The 22562-nt window shown below is 60.8% G+C and carries 22 protein-coding genes; 10 read left to right on the top strand and 12 right to left on the bottom strand.

What is annotated here, in order from left to right; translation table 11 throughout:
• Window positions 1-44: 44 nt before the first annotated feature.
• Window positions 45-977, top strand: coding sequence for a LysR family transcriptional regulator (locus BUB78_RS04770; protein ID WP_245813356.1), 933 nt, complete (start codon window positions 45-47; stop codon window positions 975-977).
• 108 nt (window positions 978-1085) lie between these two features.
• Window positions 1086-1427 carry a RidA family protein gene (locus BUB78_RS04765; protein WP_073195557.1) on the top strand — a complete coding sequence of 114 codons (342 nt, stop codon included), beginning with the start codon at window positions 1086-1088 and terminating at the stop codon, window positions 1425-1427.
• 204 nt (window positions 1428-1631) lie between these two features.
• On the opposite strand, the gene BUB78_RS04760 is transcribed toward BUB78_RS04765, so the two are convergent.
• A complete protein-coding gene (locus BUB78_RS04760) occupies window positions 1632-2543 on the bottom strand; it encodes a LysR substrate-binding domain-containing protein (RefSeq protein WP_073195555.1) in 912 nt (303 codons plus the stop codon).
• A gap of 141 nt (window positions 2544-2684) precedes the next feature.
• Here BUB78_RS04760 and BUB78_RS04755 point away from each other — a divergent pair, with 141 nt between their 5' ends.
• The 8 genes from BUB78_RS04755 (at window position 2685) to BUB78_RS04720 (ending at window position 10972) form a co-directional block, all read left to right on the top strand.
• Window positions 2685-3452: an ABC transporter ATP-binding protein gene (locus BUB78_RS04755; protein ID WP_073195554.1), complete on the top strand. Its 768-nt coding sequence runs from the start codon at window positions 2685-2687 to the stop codon at window positions 3450-3452.
• Window positions 3453-4154, top strand: coding sequence for an ABC transporter ATP-binding protein (locus BUB78_RS04750; protein ID WP_073195552.1), 702 nt, complete (start codon window positions 3453-3455; stop codon window positions 4152-4154).
• Between the two features lie 32 nt (window positions 4155-4186).
• Window positions 4187-5410, top strand: a complete 1224-nt coding sequence (locus tag BUB78_RS04745) for an ABC transporter substrate-binding protein (RefSeq protein ID WP_073195761.1) — start codon at window positions 4187-4189, stop codon at window positions 5408-5410.
• Window positions 5411-5479: 69 nt separating this feature from the next.
• Entirely contained in the window at window positions 5480-6337 is an 858-nt protein-coding gene (locus tag BUB78_RS04740) for a branched-chain amino acid ABC transporter permease (RefSeq protein ID WP_073195550.1), read from the top strand.
• On the top strand, window positions 6337-7293 hold the full coding sequence (locus BUB78_RS04735) for a branched-chain amino acid ABC transporter permease (protein WP_073195759.1): 957 nt from the start codon (window positions 6337-6339) through the stop codon (window positions 7291-7293). The genes BUB78_RS04740 and BUB78_RS04735 overlap by 1 nt, the downstream gene beginning before the upstream one ends.
• Complete coding sequence (locus BUB78_RS04730; RefSeq protein WP_245813355.1) at window positions 7293-8414, top strand: acyl-CoA dehydrogenase family protein; 1122 nt, start codon at window positions 7293-7295, stop codon at window positions 8412-8414. The genes BUB78_RS04735 and BUB78_RS04730 overlap by 1 nt, the downstream gene beginning before the upstream one ends.
• A 3-nt stretch (window positions 8415-8417) precedes the next feature.
• Entirely contained in the window at window positions 8418-9434 is a 1017-nt protein-coding gene (locus tag BUB78_RS04725) for a zinc-dependent alcohol dehydrogenase family protein (protein ID WP_073195547.1), read from the top strand.
• 5 nt (window positions 9435-9439) lie between these two features.
• Window positions 9440-10972 (top strand): acyl-CoA synthetase, encoded by a 1533-nt coding sequence (locus BUB78_RS04720; protein ID WP_073195757.1) that lies wholly within the window; start codon window positions 9440-9442, stop codon window positions 10970-10972.
• Window positions 10973-10995: 23 nt separating this feature from the next.
• Here the strand turns inward: BUB78_RS04720 and arsJ are convergent, their stop codons facing one another.
• The 11 genes from arsJ to BUB78_RS04665 form a co-directional block, all read right to left on the bottom strand.
• Window positions 10996-12243 (bottom strand): organoarsenical effux MFS transporter ArsJ, encoded by a 1248-nt coding sequence (gene arsJ / locus BUB78_RS04715; RefSeq protein WP_073195545.1) that lies wholly within the window; start codon window positions 12241-12243, stop codon window positions 10996-10998.
• Window positions 12240-13238: an ArsJ-associated glyceraldehyde-3-phosphate dehydrogenase gene (locus tag BUB78_RS04710; RefSeq protein WP_073195543.1), complete on the bottom strand. Its 999-nt coding sequence runs from the start codon at window positions 13236-13238 to the stop codon at window positions 12240-12242. Before BUB78_RS04710 ends, arsJ begins: the two co-directional genes overlap by 4 nt.
• 3 nt (window positions 13239-13241) lie before the next feature.
• Window positions 13242-14087, bottom strand: a complete 846-nt coding sequence (locus tag BUB78_RS04705; RefSeq protein WP_073195541.1) for an arsenate reductase/protein-tyrosine-phosphatase family protein — start codon at window positions 14085-14087, stop codon at window positions 13242-13244.
• A 39-nt stretch (window positions 14088-14126) separates the two neighbouring features.
• Entirely contained in the window at window positions 14127-15272 is a 1146-nt protein-coding gene (locus tag BUB78_RS04700) for an alpha-D-ribose 1-methylphosphonate 5-triphosphate diphosphatase (RefSeq protein ID WP_073195539.1), read from the bottom strand.
• 189 nt (window positions 15273-15461) lie between these two features.
• Window positions 15462-16664: a serine palmitoyltransferase gene (gene spt / locus BUB78_RS04695; RefSeq protein ID WP_073195537.1), complete on the bottom strand. Its 1203-nt coding sequence runs from the start codon at window positions 16662-16664 to the stop codon at window positions 15462-15464.
• On the bottom strand, window positions 16657-16905 hold the full coding sequence (locus tag BUB78_RS04690; protein ID WP_073195535.1) for an acyl carrier protein: 249 nt from the start codon (window positions 16903-16905) through the stop codon (window positions 16657-16659). Before BUB78_RS04690 ends, spt begins: the two co-directional genes overlap by 8 nt.
• Window positions 16902-17903 (bottom strand): NAD-dependent epimerase/dehydratase family protein, encoded by a 1002-nt coding sequence (locus BUB78_RS04685; RefSeq protein WP_073195533.1) that lies wholly within the window; start codon window positions 17901-17903, stop codon window positions 16902-16904. The genes BUB78_RS04690 and BUB78_RS04685 overlap by 4 nt, the downstream gene beginning before the upstream one ends.
• On the bottom strand, window positions 17896-19650 hold the full coding sequence (locus BUB78_RS04680; protein WP_073195531.1) for a fatty acyl-AMP ligase: 1755 nt from the start codon (window positions 19648-19650) through the stop codon (window positions 17896-17898). Before BUB78_RS04680 ends, BUB78_RS04685 begins: the two co-directional genes overlap by 8 nt.
• Window positions 19651-20165: 515 nt before the next feature.
• Window positions 20166-20978, bottom strand: a complete 813-nt coding sequence (locus BUB78_RS04675; RefSeq protein WP_073195528.1) for an aspartyl/asparaginyl beta-hydroxylase domain-containing protein — start codon at window positions 20976-20978, stop codon at window positions 20166-20168.
• A 158-nt stretch (window positions 20979-21136) separates the two neighbouring features.
• On the bottom strand, window positions 21137-21895 hold the full coding sequence (gene lptB, locus BUB78_RS04670) for an LPS export ABC transporter ATP-binding protein (RefSeq protein WP_073195525.1): 759 nt from the start codon (window positions 21893-21895) through the stop codon (window positions 21137-21139).
• On the bottom strand, window positions 21892-22530 hold the full coding sequence (locus BUB78_RS04665; protein ID WP_084732761.1) for an LptA/OstA family protein: 639 nt from the start codon (window positions 22528-22530) through the stop codon (window positions 21892-21894). The genes lptB and BUB78_RS04665 overlap by 4 nt, the downstream gene beginning before the upstream one ends.
• Window positions 22531-22562: the final 32 nt, after the last annotated feature.

Genomic DNA, 22562 nt, shown 5'->3' with positions numbered 1-22562 from the left:
GTCAAAGGACCATATTTCACTATAGCATGAATTTTTCTAATGCCATGAGGCCAGGTATGGGCACCCCTCCGCTGAACGCGCTTCGGACCTTCGAAGCGGTGGCCCGGCTCGGGTCGTTCCGGGCGGCGGCCGAGGCGCTTTGCGTGACCCAATCCGCCGTCAGCCATCAGATCCGCAATGTCGAGGACTGGCTTGGTCAGCCGCTTTTCGAGCGCGAGGGCAACCGGACTCGGCTTTTGCCGCACGCCCTGGAGCTGGCGCACAGTCTGTCCCTGTCTTTCACCGAGATCGAGGCCGCCTGTCAGCGGACCCGCACCCACAACAGCGGACAGACCCTTGTTATTGCGGCCATTCCGTCGGTTGCCATGTGCTGGCTTATCCCGCGGCTGAGCCGGTTCAGAGCCGCCCACCCCGACATCGAGACCCGTATCCTTTACGCCTTGCATGGTCAGAAGATCAATTTTCAGGATGTCCATCTGGCCTTTGTCTTTTCACAGGGCAAGCCGACACTCACGACTGTCAAAAGCGAGTTTTTCCTTGCCGGACAAAGCGTGCCAGTCTGCAGCCCGGCCTTGCTTGAGAGTCGTGGCGGCCCACCTGAAACAGACGAAGACATCCTGCGCCTGGGATTGCTGCATGATGGCGATGCTTCGGGGTGGAAGAACTGGATGCAAAGGCGCGATACCACTGATGCCGCTGGCTTTGGCGGGGCGACCTTTGAGGACTTCAATCTGCTGCGGGCGGCCGCGCTGTCTGGTCAAGGCGTCGCGCTCTGCCCATCGGCCATGGTAGAGAGCGATTTGACCTCAGGCCGTCTGGTTCAGGTATCGGACCGGATGACAACCGACGGCTTTGACTATTATTTGCTGTCCATCACCTCTGCGCGCCAGAAGGTTGGGCAACAGGCACAGGTGTTTCGCGATTGGGCGATGGCAGAACGCGGTCAGGCCCTGCCCGGCGCAGCAAATGCAGACTGACCCTGACCAGACCACAGCCGATTTGACGCGGCCCGGGACGGGCATTGATGTATCCCCCCACCGGCGGCATAGAAGAGGCTGTGACATTGCCAGAGAAAGGGACGTGACATGATCGAACGTATTGAAACCGGGGCCCGATCCTCGAAAATTGTGAAATACCAGGGCGTGGCCTATATCACCGGGCAAGTCGGCGAAGGCGAGACCATCCAGGCACAGACCGAGGAATGCCTCAGGCGTCTTGATGCCCTGCTCATAAAGGCCGGGTCCTCGCGTGAAAAGATGTTGCGCGCAACGATCTGGCTTGCCGACATGAGCGACTTTGCCGGGCTTAATGAAGTCTGGAATGCCTGGGTGCCAGAAGGCCATGCCCCCGCAAGAGCCTGCGGTGAGGCCAAGCTTGCGCGCCCCGAACTCAAGGTCGAGATCATTGTGGACGCGGCCTATGATTAAACCGCGACCCTGACCTTTGAATGCCACTCAGCTGTGGCGTCTGCCCTGGGGCAGAGATGTTGTCGGTTTTTTTGGCCTGGACAGGGGCGGCATACCCTGTTCGGGCCAGGAACACCTCTGTCCGCATTGCCCCTGCCCGATCCAAGCCCACACCGTTGATCCGTCCCATCATATCGGCACCGGGCCTGCCACGGGGTGTGCGATCTAGGAATTTTCCGACTGCGGTTTTTCCTCATCTCCGCGCACTTGAAGCATCCAGTCGCGAAATTGGCGGACAGGCCGCGAGGCTGCATTTCCCTTGGGAAGGATCAGATGGTAGGCAAAAGAGGTCCCAAAATTGCGCCCGAAGGGGTTTACCAAAACGCCACTTTCCAGCTCTTCGCGCACCAGCCAGGAGGCAAAAAGCGACACCCCTAGCCCGTTGATGGTGGAGCTTAGCTGAAAGTGGCGATCCTCAAGCATCATCTGGGATTGCGGGACGGGTGCGGGCACTTTGTTCATGCTCAGCCACTCCTGCCACATCCGCCGGTCATCCACATGCAGCAGGGTACAGTGACGCAAATCCGCCGGTTCCCGGATCGGGTTCTTTTCAAGATACTCCGGGCTGCACACCACCGCGAGGTCTTCGGGCCAGAGGCGTTGCACCTCGAAGGCCGCCCAGTTCCCCCTGCCCCATTGAATGCCGAGATCGGCAAAACTGGCCGGGTTGGGCATATGCGCAAAACTGTTGTTGTGATTGTGAATAGAGAGTTGGATATCGGGATGCTCTTCCATCAGCCGCCCAAGGCGCGACGACAGCCAGCGGCTGGAGAACATCGGCAACAAGGCGACCCGGACCGACCCCGCCTGATTGGCCACCCGTTCAAGCCCGGTCTGGATCGTGCTCAACCCCTGTTCCACATGGCCCGCAAGCACGGTGCCTTCCTGCGTCAGTTCAAGACCCTGCTTGGTGCGCCGAAACAGGGAATAGCCCAGATCGGTTTCCAATTTTTTGATGTGATAGCTGACCGAGCTTTGGCTGGTGTTCAGAAACTGCGCCGCCCGCGTTACGTTCCTGATTTCGGAAACGGCATTAAATACCTGAATAGATTTGATATTCCTGATCCATGTGGCCATGCCAAACCTCTGCTTGCGACGCTATCGCCACAGCTTAACCATCGAAAAATTAGATTCAATGGCCAAATCTTTGAATTTTCCGCGACTCGCCCGGCCCGTTAGCATCCCCTGACCGCACCCGGATATGCGGAGGGAGGTTTCATGACGACGCCAGTTCTGAAAGTGGAGCAGCTTTGCAAATCGTTTGGCGGCGTGCACGCCATCAGCGATCTGTCCTTCGAGGTGCGCGACGCCGAGATCCTCGGGCTGATCGGGCCGAACGGCTCTGGCAAATCCACCACCGTGAACTGCCTGGCCGGCGTCTTGCCGGTGACCTCGGGCGCGATCACGCTTGGGGGGCAGCGGATCGAAACCCTGCCGGAGTATGAGCGCGTTGCATGCGGCATGACCCGCACATTTCAGACCGCCAGCACCTTTCCCGAATTCACTGTGCGTGACCAGATCATGCTTGGCGGCAATGTCACCCGAACCTCGCACCCGATCTCGTCGGTCTTCGGCATCGGGCGGCACCGGGGCGAGGACGAGGTCCTGGCCAGGCGGGTGGCGCATATCCTCGATATCACCGGGCTTGCCCAGATCGCCGGGGCCCGTGTCGGCACCATCAGCTCGGCACAACAACGCTTCCTGATGATCGCAACGGCGCTTGCCGCCGACCCAAAGGTGATCTTGCTGGATGAGCCTGCCGCCGGGCTTGTGTCGCACGAGCGCAAGACCCTCACAGACCTGATCAAATCCATCCGCGACATGGGGGTCTCGGTTTTGGTGATCGAACATCACATGGCCTTGATCATGGAGGTCAGCGACCGCATTTGCGTGCTCAACTTCGGCTCGAAGATCGCCGAAGGCACCCCGCAGGACATTCGCAACGACCGCGCCGTGATCGACGCCTATCTGGGCGAGGCCGCATAGATGCTGAACATCACCGACCTGCACGTCAGCTATGGATCAATCGAGATCATTCACGGCATCAGCCTTGAGGTCAGGCAAGGCGAATGCGTGGCCCTGATCGGGGCCAATGGCGCGGGCAAATCCTCGACGCTCAAGGCAATCTGCGGGCTGGTGCCTGCGGCAATGGGCACGATCATGCTTGAGGGGCGCGACATCACCAACCAAAGCGGCCATTCCATCGTCAAGGCGGGCATCACCATGTGCCCCGAGGGTCGTCAGGTCTTTCCGCAGATGACGACGCTGCAAAACCTCAAGATGGGCGCCTATACCCGCCGGGACGCCGAACAGGCCAGCGATATCGAAGAGATGATGGATATGTTTCCCATCCTGCGCGATCGCGCGTCACAGGCGGCCGGCACCCTGTCAGGGGGCGAGCAGGAAATGCTGGCCATCGCGCGCGCGCTCATGGCGCGGCCCAAGCTGTGCATTTTCGATGAGCCCTCGCTTGGCCTTGCCCCCAAGATCGTCGCCGAAGTGGGCGAAACCATCAAGCGGATCAAGGAAATGGGCAAAACCATCCTGCTGGTCGAGCAGAACTCGGCAATGGCCCTGCGGCTGGCGGATCGCGCCTATCTTTTCGAGGCCGGTGAAATCGTTCTGAGCGGGACCGGAGAAGAACTGCAATCCCATCCAAGTGTCGCAAAGGCATATTTGGGTCACTGAATTACAACGGAAATCTCAGGGAGGAGATGAAAATGAAACTGACAGCACTTACCGCTGCATTCGCACTGGCGGGGACCGCGGCCTTTACACTGGCGGGGACCGCCGCCTTTGCCGCAGAAAAAACACTGGATATCGGCGTCAGTGACGCCCTCACCGGGGGCGCCGCCGTCTATGGCCTGCCACAGGCGAACGCCGTCAAGATGGCCGCGAAAGAGATCAACGCGGGCGGCGGCATCAAGGTTGGCGATGACAATTATATGCTCAACGTGATCGCCTATGACGACAAGGCCAACCCGACCGAGGCGTCAAACGCCGTGCGCAAGCTGATTGACCGCGACGGTGTGAAATACATCCTCGGGTTCTGCTGCTCGGGGGCGACCGGCGCCGTGGCCTCGTTCATCGAGAATGAGGATGCGGTCATGCTTGTGGGCAACGCTGCCGAGCGCTCGATCACCACCCGCGAAATTCCCAACCTGACCCGCACCCGTCCGCCGGCCGATTACACCGGCGCCGCAGCGGGCACCTTCGTCGCCGAAAAGGGCCACAAGAGGGTTGCCGTTCTGGGCGCGCTCGACGTGGGCTTTTACGCAAGCTACGTCGATGCCTTCGAGAAGGAACTGAACAAGGCCGGCGGTGAAATCGTCACGCGCGAATCTTTCGGCCTGAAAGACCGCGATATGTCTCCGCAGCTGACCAAAATCCGCGCACAAGAGCCGGATGCGATCCTTGTGGTCGGCTATGTGGAGCCCGCCGCATTCATCTATCGTCAGGCGGTAGAGCTTGGCATCGACGTGCCGCGCTACGGCTTCACCTCGGGCAGCGAAGAGCAATTCCTGCGCGTCGCCACCTCTGAGCAGATGGAAGGCGTCTGGGATCTGCGCCCCACCGAACTGACGCTGTTGTCGGCCTCGGAGAACGGCATCGCCTATCACGCCAATTACTCGGCGGACTACGGCATCGCGCCCTCGCCCAGCTCGCCCTATGCCTACGACCAGACCTATGCGCTGAAAGACGCGATCGAGGCGGCTGGCACGGTGGATGACACCGCCGCCGTGGCAAGCGCGCTGCGCGAACTTGCGGTGCCGGATGAGGTCGTGATGCAATACCTGCCCGTGGATGGCAAAATGTTTGATCCCAACGGTCAGGCCTATACCTCGAACGGCGCGTTCCAGTGGCAGAGCGGCAATTGGGTCTTTGTTCAGGACCTGCCCTCGGATGCGGCGGCCTATTCGGCCTTCCTCAGCACAATCGACTGACCTCGGGCAGGGGGCGCAGGCGATGTGCTTGCGCCCCTGTCCTTTCTCCCCTTTTTCGCAGGACCCATCATGATTGAGATCATCCAGCAGATCATCAACGGCGTGGCCATTGGCGGTGTCTATGTGCTGATCGCCCTCGGCCTGACGACCGTATTCGGCATCCTCGGGATTGCCCATTTCGCCCACGGGTCGGTGTCGATGTTTGGCGGGTACCTGACGTTTTTCTTCGTCACCGCCTGGGGGCTGCCGCTGATTGCCGCCATTATGGTCTCGCTTGTGGTGGGTCTGATGCTTGGCGTGCTGATCGAGCTTTTGGCCTATCGGCCGGTGCGCGATGCCAACCACATCAACGCCTTCATCGTGGCCTTGGGTCTTACGATGATGGTCGAAGGGCTCAACCTTGAATTCTTTGGTCACGAACAGGTGGTCATCCCGACAGATCTTGACCGGGTCTTCAACATCGGCGGCGTGACGATCCCCGAGTTGCGTCTTTACGTCATCCTCGCCGCAGCGATGCTTATCGTCGCCATGACCCTGTTTGTCGAAAAGACCAAGACCGGTCAGGCGATCCGTGCCGTGGCCGAAAACCGCGATGCGGCGATCCTGATGGGGGTGAACGTCAACACGATCCCGCTTGTGGTGTTTTCGATCTCGACCGCCCTTGGTGTCTGCGCGGGCGTGATGGTCGGCTCGCTCTTTGCCATCGCGCCGGGCATCGGTGAGGGGCTGGTTGTCAAAGGCTTTGCCGTGCTGATCCTTGGCGGTCTCGGCTCTATCCCCGGCGCAGTCGTGGGCGGGCTTGTGCTTGGCATCACCGAGGCCCTGGCGGCGGGGTTCATCTCGTCGGCCTATAAGGACGTGATCGCCTTTGTGGTGATGATCGGTGTCCTGTTGTTCCGGCCTCAAGGCCTGATGGGGAAAGCATGATGACCCGCAACCGCACCACTCTTTTCTATGCTCTTGCCCTGCTTGGGTTCATCCTGCTGCCACAGCTTATCACCGTGAAATACTATCTTCACCTGAGTGTCCTCGCCCTGGTCTGGGTGATCGCGGCGCAGGGTCAGAACCTGATCCAGGGTTATACCGGATATGTCTCTATCGTGCAGGCCGGTTTCATGGGGATCGGGGCCTATTCCACCGCCCTGATGGGGCTGCATTTTGACATGCCGGTCTGGCTCAGCATCGCGCTTGCCCCGGTGATCACGGCGTTTTTCGCCCTGTTGACCGGTTATCCAAGCCTGCGGGTCAAGGGGCATTATTTCGCGATCGTCACCCTGGCGTTCAACATGGTGATCTTCATCGTGCTGATGAACTTTCACCAGCTAACCCAGGGCGAGGCCGGCATCACCGGCATCCCCAAACCCGGAAGCAAGGACGGGCTGTTCAACTTTCGTGACCGCGAGACCTATTATTATCTGGTGCTGGTCATTGCCACCCTGATGACCGGGCTTGCCGCGCTGATCGTGCGCTCGCGGATCGGGCAGACGCTTGTCGCGATCCGCCAGAACGAAGATCTGGTCGGTGCCATCGGCATCGCCGCCTGGAAGTACAAGCTTTTCGCCTTTGTCACCTCGGCGATGTTCGGTGGTCTGGCCGGTGCTATTTATGCCCACTATCAAAGCTTCATCAATCCCGAGATATTTGGGGTCGCCCAATCGCTCGATGCCATTCTTGCGGTGATCATCGGCGGCTCGGGCACCATTGCGGGCCCGGTGATCGGCGCGTTCTTCGTGGTGCTTTTGCCGGAATACCTGCGCTTTGCCGATAGTTTTCGACTGATCCTTTACGGGCTGATCCTCGTGCTTGCGACGATCTTCATGCCGCGCGGGATCGTCGGCGTGACCGGCGATCTGCTGGCCAGACTTGGCAAGCGGGGCAAGTGATGCAGGCCTTCCTTGATCAGGTCGCCGGTTTTGCGACAGATCGCGTGGCCCCGGCCGCAGCGGGCTGGTCGATGGGCCAAAGCCCCGACGCGGCGATTGTCGCCGAGGCCGCCGCACTTGGGTTGTTCGGCATGGAAGTGCCGGTGGCTCAGGGCGGCGCGGGCCTTGATTTCGCGACCCGGACTCAGGCCTGCGCGATCCTTGCGGGGGCCGATTTCGGCTTTGCCATGTCGCTGGTCAACACCCACAACATCGCCCTGCGCCTGTGCCAGATTGCGCCCCCCGACCTGCGTGACCAATACCTCCCTTCCCTGCTCTCGGGCCAGACCTCGGCCTGCACGGCGCTGACCGAACCCGGCACCGGAAGCGACTTTGCCGCCGTCACCACCACGGCACGCCAGCACCGCGACGGCTGGCGTCTGAATGGTGAAAAAACCTGGATCATCAACGGGCGGCATGCCGGGCTGTCGATTGTCTATGCGCAATGCGCCAGCCCCGGTGACGCCTCCGGCATCGGGGCGTTTCTGGTCGATCTGACGGCCCCCGGCGTCACCCGCTATGCGATAGATGCCGGGTTTGCACAAACCAGCATGGGCACTGGCGGCTTTCGCTTCAACGATGTCGCCCTGCCGACGCAGGCGCGGTTGATCGCCCCCGGCACGGCCTTCAAGGCGATCCTGACCGAGATCAACGCCGCGCGCACCTATGTCGCGGCCATGTGCAACGCCATGATGTCGGCGGCGATTGAGACCGTGCAGAGCCATGGCGCGATCCGCCACAGCTTTGGCAAGCCGCTCAATGCGATCCCAAGCTGGCAGTCGCATCTGGCCGATGCTGTGGCCGCCCTTGACGCCTCCAGGGCCGTGACCGCCAAGGCCGTCGCTCTGGTGACAAACGGCGAGGATGCCCAGCTTGCCGCCGCCGAGGCCAAGATCGCCGCCGTGACCTCTGCACAGACCCACCTGCCGGAATTGTTGCAACTGATGGGCGCCGAAGGGCTGCGCCCCGAGCATCCCTTTACCCGCCATCTCGCCGCCGCACAGATCGCCGGTTTCACCGATGGCGCCACCAATATCCTCAAGGACCGGGTGGAAAAATTGACCGCAAAGCAAAGGACCTGACCCATGCGCGTATTTCAGATTGAAGGCGATTGGGGGTTTGACAACCTCAAACTGTCCGAGCGCCCCAGGCCCACCTGCGGCCCCGGTCAGGTGCTGGTCGCGATGCGCATGGCCGCATTGAACTCTCGTGATCTGATCGTGCCCGAGCGCGGCTATGGCCGGGCCACGGGCGAGCTGCCGTTGATCGCCGTCTCGGACGGTGTCGGCGAAATTATCGAGATCGGCGACGGTGTGACCCGCGTCGCGGTTGGTGACCGGGTCTGCCCGACCTATTTTCAAAACTGGACCAGCGGAGAGCCGACCCCCGAGCGGTTTGCCTCGGCGCTTGGCGGGCCTTTGGACGGGGTCATGGCGGATGTCATGTGTCTCTCTGCCGAAGGCGTCGTGAAAGTGCCCGACTATCTGAGCGATGCCGAGGCCGCCACCCTGCCCTGCGCAGCGCTCACCGCCTGGAGCGCGGTTGTCACCCACGGCCAGACCCGTGCCGGCGACAAGGTTCTGGTGCAGGGCACCGGCGGCGTTGCTCTTTTTGCCCTCGCCTTTGCCAAGCTTCAGGGCGCGCATGTGACGGTGATTTCGTCAAGCGACGACAAGCTGGCCCGCGTGCGCGAGATGGGCGCCGACGCCACGATCAATTACCGCAGCGAGGAAGACTGGGCGCGCGCAAGCCGCCCCATCACCGCCGATCGCGGCGGCTATGACAACATCATCGAGCTGGGCGGCGCCAAGACCCTGCCGCTGTCGCTGCGCGCTGTGCGTCCGGGCGGCACGCTGTCGATGATCGGCGTTTTGTCAGGGTTGAACATCGAGGCCTCGCTTGGTTTGATTGTTGCCAGGCAAGTCCGCCTGCAAGGGGTGACCGTCGGCCATCGCGACGGGTTCGAGGCAATGTTGCGCGCCATGGCGCAGCATCAGGTGCGCCCGGTTCTGGGGGAAACATTTGCCTTTGAGGCCCTCAAGGACGCCATGAGCCACCTGCGCGACGGTGGTCATTTCGGCAAGACCCTTATCGCGTTCTGATGCCGATGCCGCCCACCGCCACCCCCTATCACCCGCGCGCGCACCCGCCCGAAAAAACGGCCTTCATCATGGCCGCAACCGGCGAAAGCGTAAGCTTTGGCACCTTGGAAAGGCGGGCCAATCAGGGCGCTTGGCTTTTGCGGGCAGAGGGGATAAAGCCGGGCGATCATATCGCGATCCTGATGGAAAACCGGCGCGAGATGCTTGAGGTCTGCTTTGCCGCAGACCGGGCGGGCCTCTATTACACGACCATAAGCACCCATCTCAACGAAAGCGAAATCCGCTATATTCTGGCCGATTGTGACGCCCGCATTTTGATCGCCAGCGACCGTTTCGTGCCGATGCTTGAGAGATCGGCCAAGGCCTCGCCCCTCACCTGCAAGGTCTTTGGCGTTGGCGAGGCTCCGGGTGCATTTTCAAGCTGGTCCGATGACGTGGCCCGGCAGGACGAGACCCCGATCCCGGACGAGGCACAGGGCCTTGATATGCTCTATTCCTCGGGCACTACCGGGCGCCCGAAAGGCATCAAATGGCCGCTGGAACCGGCTTTGCCGGGGCGGCGGACGATGCTTGTCGATCTGCTGACCACTCTCTTTGGCTATGGCCCCGAAACCCGCTATCTCTGCCCCGCGCCGCTTTATCATGCCGCCCCTCTCAGGCACACGATGGTGACACTCAAGATGGGCGGAACGGCGGTGATCATGGACCGCTTTGAGGCCGAGACATCGCTGAAGTTGATCGAGCAACACCGCGTCACCCATAGCCAATGGGTGCCCACGATGTTCGTGCGCCTTCTCAAGCTGCCGCAGGAGGTGCGCGATAGCTATGACCTCTCGTCGATGCAAATGGCTGTGCACGCAGCGGCCCCCTGCCCGGTCGATGTGAAACGCCAGATCCTCGACTGGTGGGGGGATATCGTTCACGAATATTACGCGGGCACCGAAAACAACGGGTTCACCGCGATCAACAGCGCCGAGTGGCGCGCCCACCCCGGCTCGGTCGGCGCGGCGAAACTGGGTGTGATCCATATCTGCGACGCGACGGGTCGCGAGCTTGCACCGGGCTCGGAGGGTGAGGTTTACTTCGAGAACGGCCAGCAGTTCACCTATCACAAGGACCCCGAAAAAACGGCAGCCTGCACAAATGCCGAAGGCTGGACAACCCTGGGGGATATCGGGCGGCTGGACGGCGACGGATACCTTTATCTGACCGACCGCAAGTCCTTCGTGATCATTTCAGGCGGGGTCAATATCTATCCGCAAGAGACCGAAGATACCCTGCTTGGCCATCCGTCGGTGCTTGATGCCGCGGTTATCGGCATTCCCGATGAGGATTTTGGCGAGGCCGTTCATGCGGTCGTTCAGCTTATGCCGGGGCACCAGGCGACGGATGCCCTGCGCGAGGAATTGCTGGCCCATTGCCGCGCAAACCTCTCGGCCATCAAATGCCCCCGCAGCATCGAGTTTCGCCAGGAACTGCCGCGTTCGGCCACTGGAAAGCTTTATAAACGCAAGCTGCGGGCGGAATTCTGGGACTAGGCATGTGGACAGGGCTTGCATCCTCATGCCTGATTTCTCAATTGTGCCGTCCCTATCCAGCTCAGCCCGATCATAGCCGCGGCCGTGCCAAGGCATAACGCCAGCCCCCCCAGTTGATAGCTGAAGCCCGACAGCACAGTGCCAAGAAGGCGCCCTGCCGCATTGGACATATAATAGAATCCGACGTCCATCGTGACGCGGTGTGTCTCTGTAAAGCTGAGGATCAAAAACGAATGCAGCGCAGAGGTCACGGCGAATATACCGCCAAAGATCAGCAGGCCCAGGACAATTATTGTGGTCAGAAAACCGGACGGTTCGCGCATAAGCCAGAGCGCAACGCCAAGCACTGCCGGCACAAAGATCAGCGCGCCGACCCATCGGTTTGCCAGCGTCAGTATCTCGGCCTGCGTTCGTGATGCGGCCCGCAGGATGCGCGGTGCCCATCCCTGAACCACACCGTAAAGGATCGTCCAGAGCGCCATGAATGTCCCGATCATGAAAAACGCCGCGCGGTTGCCCGCCTCGCTTCCGTCCGAGAGCACCGCGTAGAAATAGACCGGGATGGCGACCACGAACCACACATCCCGCGCGCCAAACAGAAACAGGCGCGCCGCACTCAGCCAGTTGATGTTGCGGTTCTTTGAGAGGACCTCGGAAAACTTGGCATCCTTGCGCCCGACCGGAAGCCCCGAGGGCATGCGCATCACCACCGCCCCAAGGATCACCGACAAGAGCGCCGCCATCGCCAGAACCGAGGGCACGAACCCAAAGACGGCGAGCAACGCCGCGCCCAGGAGAAAGCCACCGCCTTTGACGGCATTCTTTGATCCGGTCAGAATCGCGACCCAGCGAAAAAGCCCGGCGCCGTCGCGCGGCGCAAGGAGTTTGACCGCGCTCTTGGCGCTCATCTTGGCCAAATCCTTGGCCACACCCGACAGCCCCTGCACCAGCATCACGAAGACCACAGAGACGGTAATGCCCCATGCCGGATCAAGCCGGGCAAGCGCCAGAAGCGCGATGACCTGAAGCCCGAGCCCGGCGTAAAGCGTGCTGGTGAGCCCAAAGCGCGCCGCGATCCACCCCGCCGAGAGGTTGGTCACCACGCCCGCGATCTCGTAGAGCACGAACAGATAGGCAAGCTGCACCGGCGAAAACCCGAGCGTGTGAAAGTGCAAGAGCACCAGCATCCGCAAGGCTCCGTCGGTCAGCATGAAGGCCCAATAGGCGGCCGTCACGGCAATATAGGCCGCAAAGCCGGGCGCGCGTGTCACAGCCGGGCGCCAACCATCAGGGCCACATCCACCAGGCGATGGGCATAGCCATATTCGTTGTCATACCAGACATAGAGTTTAACCTGCGTGCCGTTCACCACCATGGTTGAAAGCGCATCCACGATCCCGCTGCGGGTGTCATTGGTATAATCCGACGAGACCAGAGGCCGCGTTTCATAGCCGAGGATGCCCTTCAACGGGCCGCTCGCCGCCGTCTGGAACAGGCCGTTGACCTCTTCCACGGTGGTTTCGCGGGCCATCTCGAACACGCAATCGGTGATCGAGGCATTCAAAAGCGGCACCCTCACCGCATGACCGTTCAGCTTGCCCGTCAGTTCGGGATAGATAAGCGTGATCGCCGTGGCAGAGCCGGTTGTCGTCGGGATCAGGTTGGTCAGGGCCGAGCGCGCGCGCCGCATGTCCTTGGCCGGACGGTCGACAATCGTCTGGGTGTTGGTCACATCGTGGATCGTTGTGATCGAGCCGTGCTTGATCCCGATTCCTTCGAGCAGAACCTTGACCACCGGCGCAAGACAGTTGGTGGTGCAACTGGCCGCCGTCACGATGCTGTGGGTGTGCGCATCATAAATGTGCTCGTTCACACCATAGACGATATTTGCGGTCGGCCCGTCTTTGACCGGAGCAGAGACCACAACCTTTTTCACGCCCGCCGCAAAATAGGGAGCAAGGTCGGCCTCGGTCTTGAAGGCGCCGGTGCAGTCGATCATCACATCCACACCGCCAAGCGGCAGTTCCTCAAGCCGACGGGTGCGGGTCACCGGAAGGCGCAGCCCGTCAATGGTGATCGCGTCCGTCTCAGCGCCAAACCTTGCGGGCCACCGCCCGTGAACGGAATCAAATTCCAGCAGATGCGCGTGCATCTCCGGGTCGCCAGCCGCATCATTGAGAAAGGCGATCTTCGCACCGCGCTCCAAAAGCGGGCGCAGCGCGAGTTTGCCGACGCGGCCAAGGCCGTTAAGGGCGTAAGTGGTCATGGTCTAGTGATCCTTTTGGGCGTTGAGTTGGCCGATCCTGTCGACGTGTTGCTGAAGCGATCCGCGATCAAGATCGTCGAGGGGCAAGGCGGTGAAGGCGGTGATACGCGCGTGAAGCGCGTCATAGGCCTGCTGGAATGCCTGTCGCACCTGCGCCGCTGTGCCGGTCGCGCTTGCCGGGTCGGGAATGCCCCAATGCCCCGAGATCGGCGCGCCCGACCATGTTGGACAGTCCTCATTGGCAGCGCGGTCACAGACGGTCAGGACGAAATCCATTTTCGGCGCATCCGCCGCTTGAAACTCGGCAATGGTCTTGGCGCGCAGCGGCCCGACATCATGCTCCTGCGTCGTGAGGGTTTCGATCGCCAGCGGGTGCACCTCTGAGCGATGCGCGGTCCCTGCCGAATGGGCGGTGAAGGTCTCGCCCGCCCTGTCGCGCAGAATGGTTTCGGCCATGATCGAGCGGGCAGAGTTGCCGGTGCAGATGAAAAGCACGTTGAAGGGTGTACCAGCCGCAGGCGCGATGCTGCGCAAAAGGCCAGAAAACTGAGGCGGGCAAAGATCGGCCCGACCGCGACAGCAATCAAGGAAAAGATCGCCAACAACCTCGCGCGCCGCCGTCAGGTTGACGCCGTATAAAAGCCGCGTCCCATCCCGGCGCTGCGTGATGAGCCCCGCCTGGGTCAGGGCCGAGAGATAGACTGATGCCGTGCTGGCCTTGAGCGTCAACGCCTCGGCGATTTCACCCGCTGGCAGATCATCCGGACACCGCCGCATGAGCAGACGAAATACGGCCATCCGTTGCGGATGGCTCAGGGTTGAAAGACGATCTGTGAGCAGTGATTCCATATTTCATGGATATTTGAAACAGCCTGGACCGGCAAGGGGTCAGAAGACCCGTTGTCCGACGCTCCATGTCTCTTGCAGGACAGGTGTGCCATCCAGAACTGCAAACCGGATGAGATCTGCCCGTTGCCCGGCGCGCAGCGACCCGCGGTCGGTCAGGCCAACAGCCTCGGCCGGGCGCGCCGTAACGGTTGCCATCCCGCGTGGCAGATCACCCCAGATCGCGCCAAGCTGCACCGCAGACATCAACAGGCTGGCCGGAACATAATCCGACGACAGAATGTCCAACCGGTCGAGTCGCGCCAACTCCTCCGCCGCGACATTGCCTGAATGTGACCCTCCGCGAATGAGGTTGGGGGCGCCCATGATCGTGGCAATGCCAAGCGCATGACAGGTCTCGGCGGCGGCAATGGTGGTTGGAAACTCGGCCATGGTGACACCACAGGCATGGCTGGCCGCGACCTGATCTGCGGTTGTATCGTCGTGGCTTGCCAGGGTCGCACCCAATCGTTTGGCGGCATCGACCGTCGCGGCGGCATGGCTGTCGCCCACTTGCGACTGAAGCGCATAGAGAAAGTCGACGTAATCGCGGAATTCCTGATCGCCAAAACTATATTTGCCCCGGACGTAGGTTTCAAACTTTGACAGGTCTGAAAATTGCCGCTGGCCCGGCGTGTGATCCATCATCGAGACAATACCGATCCGGTCCTCGGCGGTGAATTCGCCAAATTCATCAAGCAGTGTTTCAGAACAGATCTCGGCGCGCAGGTGAATATGGTGGCTGATCCTGAGGTGACCGCCCTCTCGCATTTCAAGGATTTCATCCGCCATCTGCCGGGCATATTTGCCATAGCGTTTGCTGGTGCCCGACAGAATAGACCCCACCCGGATCGCATCAAACACGGTTGTAATCCCGGTGCCCGCCAATTCACGGTCATGGGCCAGGATGGCCGCACGGTGCGGCCAGTCGACCGTAGGGCGTGGCGCGAGGTGTCGCTCAAGGTTGTCAGTGTGCAGCTCGACCAGACCCGGCGCCAAAAAGTCGCCCTGCATGTCCCGCGCCCCCCTTGGCGCGACTGTGCCACTGTCGATATCGCGGATCAGCCCATCCTTGATGCGGATCGTACCGTGAACCACCTCGTCGTTCAGGATAAGGCGCGCATTGGCAAGGATGGTTTCATCGGTCATCTGTCTGTCCCCGCGCCGCGCGCCGTCGGCGTATCCCAGAGCGACGCCGGATAAGGGCAGGCCAAAAGATATCTCCGGGCGGACGCATCAAAAGCGCCCCTCTCCCTTTTGAACAGAGCCTGTCCCCCATCGCGAGGGCCGCTCGGGCCGGGCCTGTCCTGAGGTTGAGTTCAGGCCCGGCATGTCGTTTCAGTCGCCTTTGGCCAGGCCGCGGAACGCCGCGATGAGCTGGTCGATATCGGCCTCGGTATGCGCCGCCGAAACGCTGAGACGCAGCAGGGACTTGGCCTGAGGCGTGGCCGGGGGGACCGCCAGATTGACATAGACACCCTGATCCATCAGCTGGTTCCATTCGGCCACGGCGACATGTTCGTCGGGGCGCGAAATGGCCATGATCGGGCCCGGAGGCGAAGAGATGGTAAAGCCCGCGTCAGTCAGCCCGCTATAAAGCTGGTGCACCCGGTCCCAGAGCTGTTTGCGAAGGGTGGTATCGCTCGCGATTACCTTGAGAGAGGCCCGCGCGGCGGCCATGTTGGCGGGCGAGCCTGAGGCAGTAAACAGATAGGGGCGGCTGACCAGACGGATCAGTTCAAGCGCCTCGTGGCGTGACACACAAAAGCCGCCAATCGAGGCAAAGCTTTTCGAGAATGTGCCGGAAATGAAATCGACCTTGTCGAGCACGCCCTGTGCCTGAGATACGCCACGACCGTTTTCGCCGTAACATCCAATCGAATGGGCCTCATCAACAAAGATCATCGCGCCGTTGGAATGGGCGACCTCGACGAATTCGGCCACCGGGGCGACATCGCCCAGCATCGAATAAAGCCCTTCGATCACCACAAGGCGCGCGCCCTCGGCGGGCAGGCGCGACAGGCGCTTATTGAGGTCCTCGGGGCTGTTGTGGCGAAAGCGGATGGTTTCAGCATCGCTCAGGCGGCAAGCGTCATAGATGCAGGCATGGCTGTCGGCGTCGATCAAAAGGTGATCGCCGCGCCCGGCAAGTGTGCTGAGGGCGGCCAGATTTGCCTGATAGCCGGTGGTGCAGACCATGGCCGAGGCCGCACCGAAATACTCTTTCAGGTCAGTCTCAAGATCAAGGTGCAGGCTGTAGGTGCCATTGGCAAGACGGCTGCCGGTGGTGGCGGTGCCATGGGTGTCAATCGCCTGTTTGGCGGCCTCCATGACATCAGCGTCATAGGTCAGACCGAGATAGTTGTTGGTGCCGGCCAGCAGGATTTCGGCATTGCCAACCCGCGCACGGGTCTGCGACAGCATTTCGTCGAACCGCATGCCAAAAGGCGTGCGCCCTGCGGCGCGCAGCTTATCGACACGCTCGGACAGTTTTTCGAACTTTGCGAATACGGTGTTTTTGTTGGCTTCGGTATCAAACATTTGTAATGCGCTCGATCGCTGTGACCAGGGATTGGACGGTATCAATATCAGAAGCTTCTTCCAGCGGAAAGCTGATATCATATTGCTCTTCGATCTCCATCACGAGATCAAACATCTCAACGGAATCGATGGCAAGATCAGCCCCGATCAGGGTTTCGGGCTCGATCTTGGTCTCGACCTTGGTATGGGCCCGCAGGATGCCACAAATCTGGTCGAACATGGTTTCGGTCATCTGGTTCATTCTTGCCTCCGGTCGTTGTCTGCTACGACTTGGTTTGTCGCATTCCCTAGCCTCAGAAACGGATTAAGGCAACGCCGCATTGTAACATCGAGCGGTGTTACTGTTACAAGTGGCGTATCCCCGATCCAGTCGCCGGCGCGCATTTCACGCACCTTGCCAGAGGAAAAAACCTGCGCCGTCCCGGTCATGCGTGCCGCAAGATCAGCGCCCTGCCCGACCAGCGTCGCAATCGGCATGGGCAGGGGAATTTCGCGTATTTTACGGCCAGTTACCCGCGCGCCGCTGGCAGCCATATCCGACCAGCCAAGACTGTGGTGGCCGTAGGGGGCGAATGTCTTGCCCTTCAGCCCCGTCGACGCAGGCCCGGCGAGATCGATCAGCAGGGTCGCAAGGTCCTGGACGTCGATCACGGAAAATCGGGCGGCGCGCGCTTTTCCGCCTAAAACGGGCATCCAGCCTCGGGCGATAAGCGAGAAAAGCGGCGCCGTTGCCTGATCTCCGGGGCCGATGACCGCGGGCGCACGCACCGTGGTAACGGCCATATCGCCAGCCTCGCCAAGCGCAAGCTGTTCGCCGGCGGCCTTGGAGGCTGCGTAATCCGAGACCCCGGGGCGCGAGGCCGCCAAAGACGACATCAGGATGAAATGGCCGACACCGGCCTGCGCTGCGGCGCGCACAAGGGTCTGTGTGGCGGTGGCGTTGACCCGGTGGAATGCCTCGGCATCAAGCGCCTTGGTGGCCCCGGCGCAATGGATCACCACATCGGCCCCTGCAACGAACTCTGCCAGCGTGTCGGGCTGATGCATCTCGCCGGTGACCCAACGCAGGTTGGCGCCATCCGTCAGGTCACGACCCGAACGCGCGCGCGCAAGCGCCGTAACCGGCACCTGCGCTGCTGCAAGCTGATCCAGAAGAGTGCGCCCGACAAAGCCCGTCGCTCCCGTCAGCGCAATTTTGGTCTGTGATAACTGGCCCGCCGCGCCGGTTTGATCAGGCACCGCGAACCGGAGCGGTAACGGCGACCGGCTCTTCTACCGGGGCAGAGTTATAGCCGCCGGCAAGATACCGCGCGCGGGCACCGGCCCGGCTAAGCTTGCCCGAGCTGGTCATCGGCAACGAGCGGACACCAACCAGTTCAACCGAGACCGGCGCGCCGGTGGTCTTGCGTGTGGCCGCCATGATGTCATGCAAAAGCTGCTCGCGCACCTCTTCGTCGCGCGACCAGCATTCCGCCAGAAGAACGATACGGGTGCCGCCATCGGTTTCGTTGATTTCAAACGCGCCTGCGCCCGAGATGTTCTTGCCGCCGGTCTGCTGGGCAACCCATTCGATATCCTGCGGCCAGATGTTGCGGCCATTCCAAAGGATCAGGTCCTTGGAGCGCCCGGTGATCACCACTTCGCCATCAAGCCAATAGCCGAGATCGCCGGTTTCCAACCAGCCATCCGCGTCCGTCAGCGGGGTCAGCGCGTCTTCTTCAGCACGGAAATACCCGGCTGCGACACTGGGGCCCCTCAGGATGATCTGGCCGATCTTGCGATCCTCGAGGTTTTCGCCGGTCTCATCGACGATGCGAAGATCAAGCGAGGCCATCGGCTTGCCGCAGGCAATAAAGGTACGCACCTGACCGGGTTTTGACAGGTCCGACGCGGGCACGGCACGGCCCGACGTCTGCATGCGCCCGGTATCAACCCGATCACGGCGCAGGCCAACGCCAAGCGGGGCAAAGGCCACACCAAGGGTGGTTTCGGCAAGGCCATAGCTTGGCACCAGCGCGGTTTGCCTGAACCCGCTGGCCTCGAAGGCATTGCTGAAGGCCATCATCGCATCATCGCGCACCATGTCGCCGCCAATACCGGCAACGCGCAGCGAGCTCAGATCGAGCGGCTCACCGCGATAACGGCGTGCGCACAGATCATAGCCAAAGCTGGGGCTGTAAACGATCGTGCCACGGTTTTCGCTGATCAGTTTCAGCCATGTTGTCGGGCGGCGCGCGAAAGACGTGGGCGAAATATAATCGACAGAAGTCTGGGAATAGAGCGGCACCATGAAAAAGCCGACAAGGCCCATGTCATGATAGAGCGGCAGCCAGGACACACAACGGTCGGTCTCATCCATGTGCAGCGCTTCATTGATGATCGCGTGGCAATTTGCCGACACACTGGCCTGAGTGGCATAGATGCCTTTGGGCGCGCTGGTGCTGCCCGAGGAAAACTGGATATAGGCCGGGTCGCCTGCGCCATGCGCAACCGGGGCAACGGTCTCTTCGGGAAGATCACTGCCGGACAGTGCGACAACCGGGATGTCAAGCGGCGCAAGCGCGCCTGTCAGCAATTCCAACAGATCATCAGGCGCCATGACCACGGCCAGATCAGCGGTCTTTGCGGTGCGCGCGACCTGCCCCTGATAGGCGTCACGCCCGCCAAAGGCGGCCGGCAGGGAAAGCGGCGCGGGCACAAGACCGGCATATTGGCAGGCCATGAAGGCCACCATGAAATCCTGTGATGTCTCGGCAATGAGACCGATGCGCGACAAGCGCGGGAAAACCGCCGCAAGCCTGCCGGCAAGCGACAAGGCCTGAACGCGCAATTCCGAGTATGGCACCGCCGCGATGAGCGAGGCATCCGCCGCATAGAAATTCAGCCCGGTATTGCCGGTCGCTGCATAATCAAGGGCATCGGTAAGAGACGAGAAATTTCCGTTACGACGCGGCACACCGCTTTCGGTTACGCTTGGGTTCAACATCAGTCACCTCTGCTTCTGCTCAATGGGACGCCATCACACGACGATTGGAAAAAGATTCGCCGTCGACGATCTTGGTATGATGCAATGCCATGATTAGGCGCGCACGGCACATCACATTGGTATTACAGTTTTGCCATAAAACCCTGTTTTTCCAAATAGAAAGCCCTGGATCAAAGAGGTCGCGGGCAAACTTGACTGTGGCTTTCAATCCGGCCCGACAAAGGGCGCTGCATACGACGGGTAAACTAAATTTAACCTTTCAAATCATTAGCTTGACAAGACTTCCATTGCCCCAGCCTGGCCCGGGTGACACCCCCGGAGCACGACAGGATCACACCAATATGACGGGGCTCTGCTGCCTTTCATCACGGCGCGCGCACACACGATCCGTGACTCCACCGGCGAAAATTCGCTCATCGCAGTGTGCAGGTGCAGAAACACGCCCTCGTCAGGGCTGCGCGTGCAGCAACGCCGCCCCCCTGCCCCGCCTGTCTTGGGTGAAAATGGCTGACCGGCTAGTCGCTCAGTTTTTCAAGATTGGCATCCGCCCGGCGCGCGGCGGCCTCGAAGCGATCCTCGAAATCGGCGAGGTTCTTCTTGGGCTCCTGATAGAACGCCGTAAATTTCATCAGCCAGAGCATCAGATTGTTAAGCATCCGACCACGCCACCGCATTGGCCGATCGAAATCAAACAACAAAATCACCCGCTCTTCGTCGGTGTCATTCCAGACCTCATGCTCAAAGGTATCATCAAAGGCAAAGACCTTGCCGGTCTCCCATGCCATGATCTGATCCTGCACCCGAATGCGGCATTTTTCGCGGTCCTTGGGGATGATCAGGCCCAGATGGGCGCGCACGATCCCCTTGGTCACACCGGTATGGGCGGGGATATGATACCCCGGCGCCAGAATCGAAAACCACGCAGTCTGCACATACGGCACCCGGCTGAGAACCTCGGTCGTGACCGGGGCCTTGCTGCAATTCTTGGGCAATTGCTGACCAAATCCATAAAGGACAAAGGTTTTCCACTGGCGGGCCTGCGCGATACGGTACTGATCCGGCGAGACCTCTTCAAAGCCCGGAATATCTTCGCGATTCTTGAGGATCTCAAGAACCTCGTCGCGCATCACCTCCCATTTGTCCTCGAACTCGGACAGAAAGGGGAAATGGCTATTGTCGATAAATGGCGTGTCGGGAACGATACTTTGCTTGCTTTGAAACTTGGCCGCCCACCGCATCAGCTTTTTGCCCCGGCGCTTGACGAATTTACGGACCGGCCGGTTTAGCGTCTTGGGCTTGACGGGTTGCGGGTCGTTGACGCTGGTCATCGGCGTATTTCCTCTGAACTGAACCATAGCGCCGCTGGAGTATGCGGCAGGTTGCTTTTATTTTTGGTAAATCCTTTAGGCCGGGCCGACAATACAGCGTGGTGTGAAAAACTTCAATGTGCTGCGCTGCGGCAGGCCGCGTGACGCTGCGGTGAGTGTCAGAAAATCTTAAAATCCTCGCCAAGATAAACCCGGCGCACATTTTCGTCGCGCACGACCTCATCCGGGGTGCCACTCATCAGAACGCCGCCATCATGCAGGATATAGGCGCGATCAACGATTTCGAGGGTTTCGCGCACATTGTGATCGGTGATCAGCACGCCGATGCCGCGTTGCTTCAGATCTGCAACGATGGCGCGTATTTCACCGACGGCAATCGGATCGACCCCGGCAAAGGGTTCGTCCAGCAACAGGTACTTCGGATCGGCGGCCAGACAACGGGCAATCTCGACCCGGCGCCGCTCGCCGCCCGACAATGACAGGGCGGGCGCATGGCGCAGATGGGCGATGGACAGATCCGACAGCAATTCCTCAAGCTTTTCGCGCCGCGCCTTTGCATCGGGCTGAATGATTTCGAGGATGGTCAGGATATTGTCCTCGACATTGAGCCCGCGAAAGATCGACACATCCTGAGGCAGATAGACCAGCCCAAGCCGTGCCCGTTGATCCATCGGCAGCCCGATCAGGTCTGTTCCATCGATTTTCACCTGTCCGCCGTCGGGCGCAAGCAGACCGGCGATCATGTAAAAGCAGGTTGACTTGCCACAGCCGTTCGGACCGAGCAGCGCCACGACCTCGCCGCGGTGCAACTCAAGGCTGAGATCGCGGATCACCATCCGACGCTTGAAACTCTTGCGCAGGCTGATCACCCGCAAACCGTCCGATCCCTGTGTGCCGCCGAATTCTTTTGGCGTCATTGACCGGCCTCCTTGGCCGGTCCGGGAGCAGCTACGGTCGGCTTTGGATTTTCGGGGGCATTATTGTTGATGAAGGTGCGGACCCTGCCCTGCATCACGGCCGTTCCCTCATCAAGATAGACCACCATGCGCTCACCCGACACCGTGTTCAGCCCCTGCGTGACAAGCACGTCACCGGTCATCAAGATTTCGCGCGTGGCGATCGTATAGACCGCCTGGGCGGCTTCGGCGGTCTCGCTCGGGCTTGTCATCGTGACGCCACCGCTGGCGGTCAGGCGTATGATCTGATTGGGCCTGGATGCGCCCTCAATCATGCCGTATTCGACCAGCACCCGCGCTGACTTGAGTGTCAGATCGCCCTGCTCGACATTGACATTGCCCACAAAGACGGCGGTGTTGACATTCTGATCCATTTCCAATTCGTCGGATATCACCTGCAACGGCAAATCCGCCGACACCTTGATCCCGCCAAACGACAGGTTGGTGCCGCGCGGCGCGGTGGCCTCTTCGGCGGCCGGATCGACCGTGATCGCCTGATCTTGCGCCTGCACAGCAGGGGCGGAAAAGATCAGGCCGACAAGGGCCACGCCCAAAAGACATGCAGCGCCGCGCGCCCGGGCCAGTGTAGATGCCATACTCAGATCCTCTGCTTTTGGTGAGGTATATC

Origin of the sequence: Roseovarius marisflavi, from assembly GCF_900142625.1 — a bacterium.
GTDB classification, from domain to species: Bacteria; Pseudomonadota; Alphaproteobacteria; order Rhodobacterales; family Rhodobacteraceae; genus Roseovarius; species Roseovarius marisflavi.
The sequence above is the reverse complement of the archived record's forward strand: the minus strand, read 5'-3'. Positions and strand labels throughout refer to the sequence as shown.

Coding starts and splice junctions, on each gene's coding strand:
- BUB78_RS04705 (WP_073195541.1), bottom strand. CDS start 14,087: ATGGAATCACTGCTCACAGATCGTCTTTCAACCCTGAGCCATCCGCAA.
- spt (WP_073195537.1), bottom strand. CDS start 16,664: ATGTTTGATACCGAAGCCAACAAAAACACCGTATTCGCAAAGTTCGAA.
- lptB (WP_073195525.1), bottom strand. CDS start 21,895: ATGACGCCAAAAGAATTCGGCGGCACACAGGGATCGGACGGTTTGCGG.
- BUB78_RS04750 (WP_073195552.1), top strand. CDS start 3,453: ATGCTGAACATCACCGACCTGCACGTCAGCTATGGATCAATCGAGATC.
- BUB78_RS04740 (WP_073195550.1), top strand. CDS start 5,480: ATGATTGAGATCATCCAGCAGATCATCAACGGCGTGGCCATTGGCGGT.
- BUB78_RS04745 (WP_073195761.1), top strand. CDS start 4,187: ATGAAACTGACAGCACTTACCGCTGCATTCGCACTGGCGGGGACCGCG.
- BUB78_RS04770 (WP_245813356.1), top strand. CDS start 45: ATGAGGCCAGGTATGGGCACCCCTCCGCTGAACGCGCTTCGGACCTTC.
- BUB78_RS04725 (WP_073195547.1), top strand. CDS start 8,418: ATGCGCGTATTTCAGATTGAAGGCGATTGGGGGTTTGACAACCTCAAA.
- BUB78_RS04720 (WP_073195757.1), top strand. CDS start 9,440: ATGCCGCCCACCGCCACCCCCTATCACCCGCGCGCGCACCCGCCCGAA.
- BUB78_RS04765 (WP_073195557.1), top strand. CDS start 1,086: ATGATCGAACGTATTGAAACCGGGGCCCGATCCTCGAAAATTGTGAAA.
- BUB78_RS04730 (WP_245813355.1), top strand. CDS start 7,293: ATGCAGGCCTTCCTTGATCAGGTCGCCGGTTTTGCGACAGATCGCGTG.
- BUB78_RS04710 (WP_073195543.1), bottom strand. CDS start 13,238: ATGACCACTTACGCCCTTAACGGCCTTGGCCGCGTCGGCAAACTCGCG.
- BUB78_RS04665 (WP_084732761.1), bottom strand. CDS start 22,530: ATGGCATCTACACTGGCCCGGGCGCGCGGCGCTGCATGTCTTTTGGGC.
- BUB78_RS04690 (WP_073195535.1), bottom strand. CDS start 16,905: ATGAACCAGATGACCGAAACCATGTTCGACCAGATTTGTGGCATCCTG.
- BUB78_RS04755 (WP_073195554.1), top strand. CDS start 2,685: ATGACGACGCCAGTTCTGAAAGTGGAGCAGCTTTGCAAATCGTTTGGC.
- BUB78_RS04735 (WP_073195759.1), top strand. CDS start 6,337: ATGACCCGCAACCGCACCACTCTTTTCTATGCTCTTGCCCTGCTTGGG.
- BUB78_RS04675 (WP_073195528.1), bottom strand. CDS start 20,978: ATGACCAGCGTCAACGACCCGCAACCCGTCAAGCCCAAGACGCTAAAC.
- BUB78_RS04700 (WP_073195539.1), bottom strand. CDS start 15,272: ATGACCGATGAAACCATCCTTGCCAATGCGCGCCTTATCCTGAACGAC.
- BUB78_RS04760 (WP_073195555.1), bottom strand. CDS start 2,543: ATGGCCACATGGATCAGGAATATCAAATCTATTCAGGTATTTAATGCC.
- BUB78_RS04680 (WP_073195531.1), bottom strand. CDS start 19,650: ATGTTGAACCCAAGCGTAACCGAAAGCGGTGTGCCGCGTCGTAACGGA.